Below are 12,883 nucleotides of genomic sequence, written 5' to 3'. Positions count from 1 at the left end.
TCACCTCTCAAAGCCATGACCACCACCGCCGACCTTCAGACCGTACTGAGCCGCTGCGGCATTGATCTGCCCCGCTACAGCGGCAATGACATCAGCGTGCATTCACCCATTGATGGTGCAGAAATTGCCAGACTGGCGGCCTTGCCCACGGCGCAAATGCCCCAGGTGATTGACCGCGCCACGCAGGCCTTTGAGCAATGGAGGCTGGTGCCCGCGCCCGTGCGTGGCGAGCTGGTGCGACTGTGGGGCGAGGAGCTGCGCCGCGCCAAGGCGGATATCGGCCATGTGATCTCCTGCGAAGTCGGCAAGATCGCTCAGGAGGGACTGGGCGAGGTGCAGGAAGGCGTGGACATCTGCGAATTTGCCCTAGGCCTGTCGCGCCAGCTGCATGGCAAGACCATTGTTTCAGAGCGGCCCGGCCACCGCATCATGGAGCAGTACCACCCGCTGGGGCCGGTGGCGGTCATCACGGCCTTCAACTTCCCCAGCGCCGTGTTTGCCTGGAATGCGGCGATTGCACTGGTCTGCGGCAACCCGGTGATCTTCAAGCCATCTGAAAAAGCGCCGCTGGCGGGCCTTGCCACCTTCAAGGCGCTGGAGCGTGCCATTGAGCAGTTTGGCGACCGCGCACCCGCCGGGCTGGCTCAGATTGTGCTGGGCGGCAGCGAGGTGGCCGAGGCCTTGGTGGACAGCCCGCAAATCGCCCTGGTTTCAGCCACGGGCTCCAGCCGCATGGGCCGCGCCGTAGGCCCCAAGGTGGCGGCGCGCTTTGGCAAGCGTATTCTGGAGCTGGGCGGCAACAACGCCATGCTGGTCACGCCCGCCGCCGATCTCGATCTTGCCGTGCGCGCCATCGTCTTCAGCGCCGTGGGCACGGCAGGTCAGCGTTGCACCAGCTTGCGCCGCCTCATCGTGCACCGTGATATCAAGCAGGCACTGCTGGATAAACTACTGCCCGCCTACCGCAGCCTGCGCATTGGCAACCCGCTGCAGTCGGGAACACTGGTCGGCCCGCTGATTGACCAAGCTTCGTTTGAAGCCATGCAGCATTCCATTGAGCAAGCCCAGCAGCAAGGTGGGCAGTTGCTCGTCGGCGGCCAGCGCCAGCTGGAGCAAACCTTCCCCCAAGGCTTTTACGCCGCGCCCGCCATTGTGGACATGCCCGCGCAAACCGCCATCGTGCAGCACGAAACCTTTGTGCCCCTGCTCTATGTGCTGAGCTATGACGAGCTGGCGCAGGCCATTGCGCTCAACAACGATGTGCCGCAGGGCCTGTCGTCCTGCATCTTTTCCAACGATCTGCGCGAGGTAGAGACGTTTTTGAGTGCAGCAGGCTCTGACTGTGGCATAGCCAATGTCAACATCGGCCCCAGCGGTGCCGAAATTGGCGGGGCCTTTGGTGGCGAGAAAGAAACCGGCGGCGACCGCGAGAGCGGTTCGGATGCATGGAAGCAGTACATGCGCCGCACCACCAACACCATCAACTATTCGCGCGAGCTGCCGCTGGCCCAGGGCATTCAGTTCGAGTGAGCGATACCAAGCCAGGCCAGCACAGCTGGCTGCCGCTTGATTTGCCAGACAATGCCAGCTCACCGCCTTTCCGAAATCAACCACAGCAACATCCAACACACATGGTCGAGCCACTCCTGCACCTCGGCAGTCATATTGAATTCATCCCCAGCCCCGCATTCCTGCTGGCACCTTTCAACATCTACGACCGGGAGGAGTCTCTGGGCCTTGAGCTGGCGGCCTATGACCCCAATGACCCAGAACAGTTGCAGCAGTTGCTGAATCTGCATTTCTTCCCGCTCTGGAATCAGGGTGCATGGACCGCCGCGCATAAAGTCGCACTTTCCCATGCTCTGCATTCCGCCTTGCAAAACCCGCAGTACGACTTTGCAAGCCTGCTGGAAGATGACGATAACGACTGCTTTTATCTGCCAAGCAGCTGGCACATTCAAAACCCCAGACAGTTCTTTCTGAGCGCTCATGCCGCCATACAGGCGCATTTGGCCGAAGAGTCGGCCAGCACTCACCTTCAGTCGTTGATTGAAGCGATAAGCGATGAAGAGCGAAGATAAGGCCTGATTCCCTACAGCTTTGTCACCAAACTGTGATTGAACTCGCGCACCAGGCAGTAGAGAATGTCTTATTACCGCTTTCGCCTCAGGTGCTGTCATGGACCACAAACACTCCACGCCCACCCACCAAGCTCTGGATGTCGCTCCGTTTGGAGCCAGGCTTTCAGCCGCTCACTCCAGCGTGCTCTTCAAGGCGGAAGATCTGGAAGTCATTCGCGTAGTGCTCCGCCATGGCCAGACCCTGCCACCGCATCGCGTTCCGGGCAGCGTCAGTCTGCAATGCCTTGAAGGCAGGCTTGAAGTGATGATCGGGCAGACCGTGCATGAGCTATCAGCCAAGCAGCTCATTCATCTGCCCGCCAACATGCCCCATGCGGTGCGTGCGCTGGAAGATTCGTCGGCCATTGCCACCATCGTTCTCTGCAGCGCCTGAACTCCTCTCAACGCACCGGTAAGAATTGCATGAATGGGCCCGCCACCAGCCCCTGCGCATAACCGATGACGGAACGCCGGTAGCGCTCTGTGGTGTAGTCGGCAATCAAATCCAGGCGGCCAACAATCTTGCCCATTTCGCGCTCAAAGCTCAGGTTGCGCGCGTCTTCGCTCATCTGATTCGATAGCAGCAAGGGCTGGCCCGCAGGCGCTTTGCGCGAGTTGAGAATCCAGTTGGCGATCTCCAGATTGCGCGCAGCGTTGAAGACATGCTGCGGATCCAGCCCGTCGATCAGCGTGAAGCTGGTGCGCCCGCCATGCGAGGTAATCATCATGTCCCCCGCCGCGTAGATGAACGCAGCAACTCTGTCACCCTTGAATTCAGGCTGCAAAGCCAGCGACAGTGCAGCCACATCGCGCTTGTCTTGCAGCTCATGCCAGGGCTGGCGCTCCATGATGGCGATGCGCACATAGGTCATGGCCGCCTCACGGCTGGTGGCTGTCTTTTTCCATTCGGAGGGGTTGCGGCGGTAGAGCTTGTCCATGATGACAAACAGGCTCTCCAGGTTCTGCTTCATGGACAGCGTGGCCATGCGGTTGCTGTCGGACTGCAGCAGCTCGCGCGAGTGAAAGCTCTCGCCTTCTACCTCGCCGTGATTGGTGGGGGCGTTGGAGCATGCGACCAAACCCAAGGCCAGCAGGCCCGGCAGTACGCTCACCAGCAGCATGCGACAGACACTGAGGCTGGCGGCGGTGTGAGGTACAGCGGGGACTGAAGTCATGCTACAAACATAACAGCAGATACCGCTCAATCAATCACGCCACAGCCCTGTGATTGTTATCAATCGTGAATGCACGACAAGCACTTTGAGATAGCTTTAACGGCTATGGGCGCAACTGCTTGAGGATTTGTTCCAGCATCTTCCACGGTGCCGCATAGTCAGCCATGGCCACGGGCACGCGCAGCATGCGGCTGGTGGCTTGCTGGGGTGAAAACAGCACGCCCGGCGCCAGCAGCAGATTGCTCAGCGCCGCCTGCCGCGCCAGCACCTCAGTGTCCACACCGCAATCGACCCATGCAAAGGTGCCAGCCACAGGCTCATGCTCGGCATAGCAGCCAATGGCTTCGAGCTTGCGCAGGCAACGAATGCGCGCTCGGTCCACACGTTCTCGCAGGCGGTCAACATGCTTGCGGTAAGAGCCATCTGCCAGAATATGGTGAACGATTTGCTCGGCGGGCAGCGATGAAGTCAGGCCCGACAGCAGCTTCATGTCCGTGAGGCGATGCACATAGTCGGGCTTGGCTGCGATATAGCCTACGCGCAGGCCTCCCGACAAGGTCTTGGAATAACCGCCCACCAAAATCACGCGCCGTAGCCTGTCCATGGCCGCCAGCCGCAGCGGCATGGCACCCAGAAAATCGGCGTAGGTATCGTCTTCCACCAGCAGAAAATCATGGCGCTCAGCAATGCGCAGCACTTCATGGGCCACACCGGCAGACAGGCTCAAGCCTGTGGGGTTGTGAACGACCGTGTTGAGGATGAAAAGCCTGGGTTTATGGGCCTGCGCCAGCGATTCCAGCGCCACCACATCGGGGCCACCGGGCAGGCGCGGCACGCCAACAACGTTAACGCCCATGTATTTCAGCCGCCCGAAGATCAAAAACCAGGCCGGGTCTTCCACCAGCACGGTATCGCCGGGGCGCAGAAAACAGCGCACGATCAGATCCAGCCCTTGTGTGACGCCGCCTACGGTCATCAGATGAGTCTCAGGGTGGGCTGGCACTTCCTGGGCCTGCAAGTAAGACGCAATATGCTGGCGCAGCGGCACAAAACCCTGCGGCACGCCGTAGCTGAGCAGGCTTTGTTCGGCCCGCGAGCCCTGGCGCGTAATGGCGCGCATGGCACCGGTAATAAGGCCCTGATCCATCCAGCTGCCCGGCAGGCAGCCGGCATTGGTCGTGCCATCTCCGCTCTCGCGAAAAATGCCTCTGAGCAGATAGGAAGTATCAAACTCCACCACCTGAGGCGATGCGGATTTTGCCGGTTCTGCTGGTGCCGTCACCGAACGCTGGGCCGCCACATAAAAACCGCTGCCTCGGCGCGACACAATCAAGCCCTGTGCGGCCAGCCTGTCATAGGCCTGCACGACGGTGTCGCGGCTTACGCCTGCGCTCTCAGCCAGCGCCCGTACGGAGGGAAGACGCACACCGGCCCGCAAGCCGTGATTGCGCACCAGCGCCCCGAAATGCTCAACCAGTTGCTCGGCCAGCCCTATGGAACTTGCGCGCATGGGCTGCCAGCCCAGACTGACGGAAGCGGATAAGGCGGTGGTGGCTAAAGCCGTTGCCGCAGGTTCTGATTTGGAATCGAGCATGGATGAAGCCTTCAACTGTCAGGGTTGCACAAGCAGGCCAGCTCATCAACTGGCATGGCAAAGTGTACCGCTACTGTACTGATTTCGCCGCTTAGCATTGAGCGCACTCACCGCTTCAACGCCAAGCCACCACCATGCAAATGCTGCCCGAATCCCTGTCGTTTGTACTGCCACTGGCCATGTTTGCCTTTGTCAGCTCCGTCACGCCCGGACCCAACAATGTAATGCTCACTGCCTCCGGTGCCACCTTTGGCTACCGCCGCAGCATGCCCCACATGCTGGGCATCTGCATGGGCGTGGTCATCATGGTGCTGCTGATTGGCGCAGGCCTGGGCAAGCTGTTCGAGGCCGAGCCGCGCATCTACACCCTGCTCAAATATGTGGGTGCGGCCTATCTTGTGTGGCTGGCCTGGAAGATTGCACGCGCTGGCGGCGTGGATCAGGGGCAATCTGGCAAGCACCCCTTCAGCTTCTGGCAGGCGGCGGCGTTTCAGTGGGTCAATCCCAAGGCCTGGATCATGGCCATTGGCATTGTGGCCACCTATACGCCCCGCGATGGCTTTTTTAGCAACCTAATGCTGTCGGCACTGGTCATGGGGGTCATCAACTTCCCCAGCATCAGCGTCTGGACACTGTTTGGCAGCACCGTAGGCCGCGCACTGCGCACACCGCAGGCGCTGCGAACCTTTAACGGCGTGATGGCAGGCCTGCTGCTGCTGTCACTGGTGCCGATTTTTATGGAACCTGCCTGATCAAGACTCCAGCGCCACGACTTGCTGCGCCAGTCGTTGAATGCCGGCGTCAGACAGGTCATCGGTCTCCAGCACTTTGCGCACGGGCCACTGGTCAAAATGATTGGACTGGGAGCGCTCGTAATGCGGGTCGTAGTGGCGCAGCATCAGCTCCTCAAACAAGGGCGATAGCTCTTTGGTACGTGCCCATTCCTGCCAGCGGCTGATCACGACATTGCCATGCAGCTCTTTGAGCCAGCCCAGCTTGTCGGCCAGCGCATCGGGCTCATCGCCCAGATACGCATAGTCGCGCAGCAGAAAGGACAGGCGTGCAGACTCAGTAGCACGCACTTCAATGACGGGGGCCTTGTGCAGGTGCGACACCAGCACCAGCGGCAGGCCAACACGGCCAATCTTGGCGCTCTCGCCTTCTAGATAGACGGGGCGAGACAGGTCAAACTGCTCCAACTTTTCGGCAATCAGGGTCTCAAAGCGCTTCTGGCTGGGCTGCTCAATGCCGGGCAAGTTGCCCAATAGCGAGCCCTTGTGGCTGGCAAAGCCTTCCAGGTCCAGCACCTGCTCGCCGCTTTCGGCCAGCGCATGCAACACACGGGTCTTGGCCGAGCCCGTTGCGCCGCACAGCACGCGCATCTGCAACTGGGGCACCAGCGTTTCAAGCTGCTCGATCACATGGCCGCGAAAAGACTTGTAGCCACCGGCGAGCTGCTGCGCGTCCCAGCCCACCAGACGCAGCCAGGTCACCATGGATCCACTGCGTAGACCGCCGCGCCAGCAATAGACCAGCGGCTTCCAGTTGGCAGGCTTGTCGGCAAAGGTTTCGCGCAGATGGCGCGCCAGATTGGCCGCGACATAGGCTGCGCCCAAGCGCTTGGCCTCAAACGGGCTGACCTGCTTGTAGATGGTGCCAATCTCGGCGCGCTCTGCATCGCTGAGCACAGGGCAGTTGATGGCACCGGGAATGTGGTCCAGCGCAAACTCGCCGGGCGAACGGGCGTCAATCAGGGCTGCGTACTGGTGGCGTTCGGGAACGCGAACGGGCTGGCGGTGGGACACGGCAGACTATCCATGGCTGCGCCCATGCGGCCTGCAGGCCGCCGGGCAATGGCGTGTAGTCGGGCAGAGGTCAGGCGGATGAAGGCGGTGATCGCGGGCGATCTGACTCGATGCTCGGCAACATGAAAAACCTGCGGCGGCTGTCACAAGACAGCGCTAGGCAGGCCACGAAGCCAGGGCGTGGATCGAGCCTCGATACGCACCACAGCCGCAAGCGCCTTGTGGGCTGCGGCCATTCCCTGAAAACATGCATTTTCGCAGATGCAGCCGCCGCCATCAGCCAGGCGCGCCCAAAACCGCACAGGGCGCTGATGCTTGCACACCAGCGCCCTGTCAAAAGAATTTTTACAGATAAATGGCCGCTATCGCTTATCTATCAAGCGCCAGCAGCTATCAAAAGTGATTATTGATTTTCTTTGCGCGCAAAGTATTCGCTGGTGAGCTGAACAATCACAGGCGAGAGCAGCAGCAAAGAGATCAGATTCGGAATCGCCATCAGCGCATTCAGCGTATCAGCCACCAGCCATGCAAAGTCCAGCGTCGCCACGGCACCCACAAAGGCGCTGATGGTCCAGAAGATGCGGAAAGGCTTTTCGCAGACAGTGCCAACCAGATAAGTCCAGCACTTTTCACCGTAATAGGCCCAGCCCAGAATGGTGGTGAAGGCAAACACAGACAGGCAAATGGCCAGCACATATTTGCCAATACCCGGCATGGCGGCCTCAAAGCTCTGAGTAGACAGCACCGCACCCGTGGCACCCGAGTGCCAGACACCACTGACCACAATGGCCAGACCGGTCATGGTGCAGACGATGATAGTGTCGATGAACGTGCCCATCATGCCGACCAGGCCCGAGAACACCGGGTCGCGCGTGGCACCAGCGGCCTGTGCAATACCGGCGGTGCCCAAGCCCGCTTCATTCGAGAAAATACCGCGCGCCACACCCATGCGGATCGCCATCAGCACGGTCGACCCCAAAAAGCCACCTGTCGCCGCCGTGGGGTTGAAGGCCTGCTCAAAGATCAGCGCAAAGGCCGCAGGAATGCGGTCCACATACACGCCCAGCACATACAGCACGCAAACGACATAGGCAACGCACATGGCCGGAACCAGCTTTTCAGCCACCGCCCCAATGCGGGTGATACCGCCCAACACCACAGCGCCGGTCATCACAGCCAGCGCCACGCCGGTCACCCAGTTTTCCAGACCAAAAGCGGTATGCATGGCCGATGCAATGCCGTTGGACTGCACCATGGAGCCAATGCCAAAACCAGCTAGGCCGCCGAACAAGGCAAACAGCGTGCCCAGCCACTTCCACTTGCGGCCCAGACCATTCTTGATGGCGTACATGGGGCCGCCAACCCACTGGCCGTGGTCGTTTTTCTCGCGGTACCTCACTGCCAGCACCACTTCACCGTACTTGGTGGCCATGCCAAGCAGTGCGGTCATCCACATCCAGAACAAGGCACCGGGGCCGCCCACGGCAATCGCTGTGGCCACGCCGGCAATATTGCCCGTGCCCACCGTGGCAGACAGCGCCGTCATCAGCGCGGCATAAGGTGTGATGTCGCCATCAGCCTTGTCGCCGGGGCGGCGGCTACGCCAGATCATGCGAAAGCCACGCACGATATTGCGCAGCGGCATGAAGCCCAGTCGAATCTGAAGATAAAAGCCCGTGCCGAGAATCAGCACGATCATGGGAACGCCCCAGACAACGTCGTTGAGGGTCTTGAAGAGTTGGGTTAACCAGTCCATTGAGTGTCGTCCGCCGCACGCCATCTGGCGCGCAGTCCATTAAATGGCAACAGTCCCGGAACATGTCTTTCACTCATGAGCATGGAGGGCACACCAGCCACCGCGAACCGTGTAAGTCTGCGGCGTAACGCGCCTGTTCTGTTTGCCGGTTGGCAAAGCGGCCTACTTTAATCCAGTCAGACATGGCTTACAGGCAAAAACGGCCTGCCACCGTACAAACGTGAACAGCGCGCTGTGTCAATGGCTCTGCGCCCCACTCTGCACCCCAGTTAGCGAGCCGACTTGCGCGGGCGCAGCAGCATTTCATCGCCGCTCATCTGCACATCAAAAAAGCGCAGAAAGTTCTGGCCCAGCAGCGCGTCGTCGCTATCTTCACCGGTGTAGCCCGTTCCCACGCGCACATCGCGCACGCGCAGACTGGCAATGCGTACCTCGTCCGCCACCACAATGCGGCCGTCGCGCTCGCCGTTGGCGGTGCGAAAGCGCACCTTCTCGCCGCCCTCCAGCCCTGCACGGTCCGCCAGCACATCGGTCACGCTGACAGAAGATGCGCCGGTATCGACCAGAAAGGTCACGGGCTGATCGTTCACATAGCCTTTGACACGAAAGTGACCATCCATACCGCGCTCAATGCGCACCGCCCCATCGGCCATGACTTTGGCCTGCGCGGGCTTCACAAAATGCTGCATGGCCAGATACATGCCCCCCATCACCACCAGCCAGAACAGCAAAAACAGAAAAGTGCTGCGCCGGGCAACGGACTGCGGCGTGGGCTCGTTTTTTTGGGGCGAACGCGGTGGTGGCGTGACATTCATGCGCATAGGTAAAAATCAGGCAAGTGACGATGCGCCCATTTTGCCAAGATCACCGCCAGGGTCATCATGCAGATGACAGCAACGCCTTTGACACAGCCTTTACATTGAAGACTGTTCGTACTTTTGCAGGCCTTTAAGGCTATCCCGCCCATGACTACATCCACCCCTGCCGCCTTGGTGTTGCATTACATTTTTGATCCACTGTGCGGCTGGTGCTACGCCGCCGCACCGCTGGTCAAAGCCGCACGCGAAGTGCCTGGCATTCAGGTTCAATGGCACGCAGGCGGCATGCTGACGGGCGACCACACCCGCACCATCACCGCCGACTGGCGCGAAAAAGTCATGGCTAGCGACCAGCGCATTGCCGAAATGACCGGCCAGCCCTTTGGCGATGCCTACTTCAACGGCCTGCTGAACGACATCGGCGCGCCACTCGACTCCGAGCCCCCCACCACCGCCCTGCTCGCTGCTGAAGCGCTCGCCGGTAAAGGCCTGGAAATGTTGTCTGCCCAGCAAAAAGCCCATTACGTGGACGGCCGCCGCATCAGCGACCCCGCCGTACTGCGCGAGCTGGCCGCCAGCATCGGCCTGGAAAGCGCTGCCTATGACCCCGCCTACGCCGAGCAAAGCGGCGCAGCCACCCATGAACACATTGCCGACAGCCGCCAGTGGCTGGGCATGGTTCAGGGTCAGGGCTTCCCCACTCTGGCGCTGGAGTTTGATCACCCCGAACAACCTGGTCAGCGCGCCGTGCAGCGCCTTGAACTGGGCGAGTGGCTGGGCGATGTCGCTGGCTGGAAGCAGCAACTGGCCGAATGGGTAGAGCAAATCGCCGCCCTCAACCCACAGCAAGCCGGTGATGCAGACCCCAGCTGCGGCCCTGACGGCTGCGAGCTACCCCAGCGCTGATCGTCAGCTCGCAACAAAAACAGCCCCGTCGGGGCTGTTTTTTTGATACACACCGCTAAAAACCGGCACGCACCAAGTCAGAGACGCCAAGCAAGAGCCGCCTCGCGGCGATGGCGTCGTCCCCCTTGGGGGAAGGCGCGCAACCCCTCAGGGGGTAACTTGGCTAGTCCATCATGGAAATGACCACATCACCAAACTTCGAGCACGACACCTGCGTCGCGCCATCCATCAGGCGGGCGAAGTCATAGGTCACATGCTTGCTCAGAATCGCTTTTTCCAGCGCTTGCACAATCAGATCTGCCGCCTCGCGCCAACCCATGTGGCGCAGCATCATCTCGGCGCACAAAATCATGGAGCCGGGGTTCACATAGTCCTTGCCCGCATAGCGCGGTGCCGTGCCGTGCGTGGCTTCAAAGCAGGCAATCGTCTCCGACATATTGGCGCCAGGCGCAATGCCGATACCGCCCACCTGCGCGGCCAGCGCGTCGGAGATGTAATCGCCGTTCAGGTTGAGCGTAGCCACCACCGAGTACTCGGCCGGGCGCATCAGAATCTGCTGCAAGAAGGCGTCGGTGATCGAATCCTTGATGATGATGTCTTTGCCCGTCTTCGGATTCTTGATACGGCACATGGGGCCGCCATCCATCAGCTCGGCACCGAACTCGCGCTGCGCCAGCGCGTAGCCCCAGTCACGGAAAGCGCCTTCCGTGAACTTCATGATGTTGCCCTTGTGCACCAAGGTCACGCTGGGTTTGTCGTGGTCAATGGCGTACTGAATCGCCTTGCGCACCAGTCGCTCCGTGCCCTCGCGTGACACGGGCTTGATGCCAATGCCCGAAGTCTCGGGAAAGCGAATCTTGCTGGAGCCCAGCTCCTTAGCCAGAAAGTCGATGAGCTTTTTTACCTTCTCGCTGCCAGCCGCATACTCGATGCCCGCGTAAATGTCTTCCGAGTTCTCGCGGAAGATCACCATATTCGTCTTCTCAGGCTCCTTCAGCGGTGAAGGCACGCCCTTGAAATACTGCACGGGGCGCAGACAGACATAAAGGTCAAGCTCCTGGCGCAGCGCCACGTTCAGCGAACGAATGCCGCCGCCCACAGGCGTAGTCAGCGGGCCTTTGATGGACACGGCGTAGTCGCGCACGGCAGCGACCGTCTCTTCGGGCAGCCACACATCGGGGCCATAGGTGCGCACGGCCTTCTCGCCCGCAAACACTTCCATCCACGCAATCTTGCGCTGGCTGCCATAGACCTTGGCCACTGCAGCATCGACCACCTTGCGCATCACCGGCGTCACATCGACACCGACGCCATCACCCTCAATAAAAGGAACGATGGGCTGGTCAGGAACGTTCAACGTCTTGTCCGCATTGACGGTGATCTTCTCGCCTTGGGGCGGAAGCTGAATGTGCTGGGTCTGGCTCATGCTGTGAAATCTCCTGATCTTGAATACTGTGCGGCGGCGCACCTTGCTGGTGCTTGTCTTGACCTCGATTTTGGCATCTCTGCGCCAGCCTCCACCCAGATTGGTGCAGGAATCACGTTTTGAGTGCAAAGAGCAGGCATCACTTACCCGCCCTACTCAGTCAATCTTAAGAATAACCGTATAAAAACCGGTCACCGCAGCGCTGCAAAAAATTGCTCAAAACCGCTTGAGCGCAGCAGCCTGCGACCACAACGCCTGCAAAATAGAAAGCGATACAGGCTTTCCGTGCATGGCGCGTGAGAACATGTTTCTGCTTCTGGTTTTCGATCTCCTGTCTGGCATGCAAGGCTTATGAAGAACTCTCTCGACAAGACCTCTCCCCAACGCACTCAAAAAAGCTCCCGCGCCCGCTGGCTCGCTCTGGCATCGACTGCCCTGATCGCCCTTGCCAGTGTGAGCAGCATGACGCCCGCCATGGCCCGCGATGAAGGCCAGCCACAAATGAACCTGCGCCGCGTGGACCTGACCGCCGGCATGTACCGTATCGACACACAACTCGCCCAGACGCCCCAGCAGCGTGAGATCGGGCTCATGTTCCGCAAAGAGATGCCCCAGCAAGAAGGCATGCTCTTCATCTTCGACGTGCCCGGCGTGCAATGCTTCTGGATGCGCAACACCCTGCTGCCACTCACCGCCGCCTTTGTGGCCGACGACGGCACCATCGTCAACCTGGCCGACATGAAGCCCATGAGCGACGACTCCCACTGCTCGGCCAAGCCCGTGCGCTATGTGCTGGAAATGAATAAGGGCTGGTTTGCCAAGCGCGGCATACAAGCTGGTGCCAAGCTCGGCGGCGCGCCGTTCAATCGCCAGTAACTTCTGATTTGGTAGCTATGAGCTCTTTTAACGATTGGGCTTGAGGCTGATTTCATTCGAAATTTACCTTACCTCAGCACATCAACAATCAAAGGGCGTTGTTGCATCTACAGGGAGCATCCATGGATACAAGCGCTGATCCACGATGAAAAACGCGGCCGCTCGCTCCTGCGACAGCAGGACATCGAAAGCAGCGAACGACTTGGCAAGCTCGCTGGGTGGTGGAGAAAACGTGCTGATGCTTCCCTGCTTTGGCAAACTGCGAATCCGCTTTGAAAGGCACGTGGACATTCACAAAGCGCTATGAAAGTGGCTGCGGCGCTCATCTGCGCGCGCTTCGTGAATAAGTGGCGTTAGTAACAGCCCTTGCTGCGCACAGAGGTTCATTACGCAGGCGTTGCACAAAC

Annotated in this window: 12 protein-coding genes; 6 read left to right on the top strand and 6 right to left on the bottom strand. The window is 60.1% G+C overall.

Annotation, left to right across the window (positions count from 1 at the left end; translation table 11 throughout):
• The first annotated feature begins 15 nt into the window (after positions 1 to 15).
• The 3 genes from CLU84_RS07480 (at position 16) to CLU84_RS07470 (ending at position 2,514) form a co-directional block, all read left to right on the top strand.
• Positions 16 to 1,530 carry an aldehyde dehydrogenase family protein gene (locus CLU84_RS07480; RefSeq protein WP_099736655.1) on the top strand — a complete coding sequence of 505 codons (1,515 nt, stop codon included), beginning with the start codon at positions 16 to 18 and terminating at the stop codon, positions 1,528 to 1,530.
• Positions 1,531 to 1,631: 101 nt separating this feature from the next.
• A complete protein-coding gene (locus tag CLU84_RS07475; RefSeq protein ID WP_144445417.1) occupies positions 1,632 to 2,081 on the top strand; it encodes a hypothetical protein in 450 nt (149 codons plus the stop codon).
• 97 nt (positions 2,082 to 2,178) lie between these two features.
• Complete coding sequence (locus CLU84_RS07470) at positions 2,179 to 2,514, top strand: cupin domain-containing protein (RefSeq protein ID WP_099736653.1); 336 nt, start codon at positions 2,179 to 2,181, stop codon at positions 2,512 to 2,514.
• 7 nt (positions 2,515 to 2,521) lie between these two features.
• Here CLU84_RS07470 and CLU84_RS07465 read toward each other — a convergent pair whose 3' ends face one another.
• Positions 2,522 to 3,295: a hypothetical protein gene (locus tag CLU84_RS07465; RefSeq protein ID WP_099736652.1), complete on the bottom strand. Its 774-nt coding sequence runs from the start codon at positions 3,293 to 3,295 to the stop codon at positions 2,522 to 2,524.
• 103 nt (positions 3,296 to 3,398) lie between these two features.
• A complete protein-coding gene (locus tag CLU84_RS07460) occupies positions 3,399 to 4,889 on the bottom strand; it encodes a PLP-dependent aminotransferase family protein (RefSeq protein WP_099736651.1) in 1,491 nt (496 codons plus the stop codon).
• Positions 4,890 to 5,023: 134 nt separating this feature from the next.
• On the opposite strand from CLU84_RS07460, the gene CLU84_RS07455 reads away from it, so the two are divergent.
• Complete coding sequence (locus CLU84_RS07455) at positions 5,024 to 5,641, top strand: LysE family translocator (RefSeq protein WP_099736650.1); 618 nt, start codon at positions 5,024 to 5,026, stop codon at positions 5,639 to 5,641.
• On the opposite strand, the gene mnmH is transcribed toward CLU84_RS07455, so the two are convergent.
• The 3 genes from mnmH to CLU84_RS07435 all read right to left on the bottom strand — a co-directional run bounded on the left by mnmH (position 5,642) and on the right by CLU84_RS07435 (position 9,271).
• Entirely contained in the window at positions 5,642 to 6,694 is a 1,053-nt protein-coding gene (mnmH, locus tag CLU84_RS07450; RefSeq protein WP_099736649.1) for a tRNA 2-selenouridine(34) synthase MnmH, read from the bottom strand. It abuts the gene before it with no gap.
• A 403-nt stretch (positions 6,695 to 7,097) separates the two neighbouring features.
• Positions 7,098 to 8,450: a sodium:alanine symporter family protein gene (locus tag CLU84_RS07440; RefSeq protein ID WP_099736647.1), complete on the bottom strand. Its 1,353-nt coding sequence runs from the start codon at positions 8,448 to 8,450 to the stop codon at positions 7,098 to 7,100.
• Positions 8,451 to 8,719: 269 nt separating this feature from the next.
• Positions 8,720 to 9,271 carry a TIGR02281 family clan AA aspartic protease gene (locus CLU84_RS07435; protein WP_099736646.1) on the bottom strand — a complete coding sequence of 184 codons (552 nt, stop codon included), beginning with the start codon at positions 9,269 to 9,271 and terminating at the stop codon, positions 8,720 to 8,722.
• A gap of 144 nt (positions 9,272 to 9,415) precedes the next feature.
• Here CLU84_RS07435 and CLU84_RS07430 point away from each other — a divergent pair, with 144 nt between their 5' ends.
• Positions 9,416 to 10,174, top strand: a complete 759-nt coding sequence (locus tag CLU84_RS07430; RefSeq protein WP_099736645.1) for a DsbA family protein — start codon at positions 9,416 to 9,418, stop codon at positions 10,172 to 10,174.
• Positions 10,175 to 10,337: 163 nt separating this feature from the next.
• Here the strand turns inward: CLU84_RS07430 and icd are convergent, their stop codons facing one another.
• Positions 10,338 to 11,600, bottom strand: coding sequence for an NADP-dependent isocitrate dehydrogenase (gene icd, locus CLU84_RS07425; RefSeq protein ID WP_099736644.1), 1,263 nt, complete (start codon positions 11,598 to 11,600; stop codon positions 10,338 to 10,340).
• A 351-nt stretch (positions 11,601 to 11,951) separates the two neighbouring features.
• On the opposite strand from icd, the gene CLU84_RS07420 reads away from it, so the two are divergent.
• On the top strand, positions 11,952 to 12,476 hold the full coding sequence (locus CLU84_RS07420; protein ID WP_099736643.1) for a DUF192 domain-containing protein: 525 nt from the start codon (positions 11,952 to 11,954) through the stop codon (positions 12,474 to 12,476).
• Positions 12,477 to 12,883: the final 407 nt, after the last annotated feature.

The organism is Comamonas sp. 26 (assembly GCF_002754475.1).
Lineage (GTDB): Bacteria > Pseudomonadota > Gammaproteobacteria > Burkholderiales > Burkholderiaceae_C > Comamonas.
Note: the sequence above shows the minus strand (reverse complement) of the source record. Positions and strands in the feature narration are given on the sequence as shown.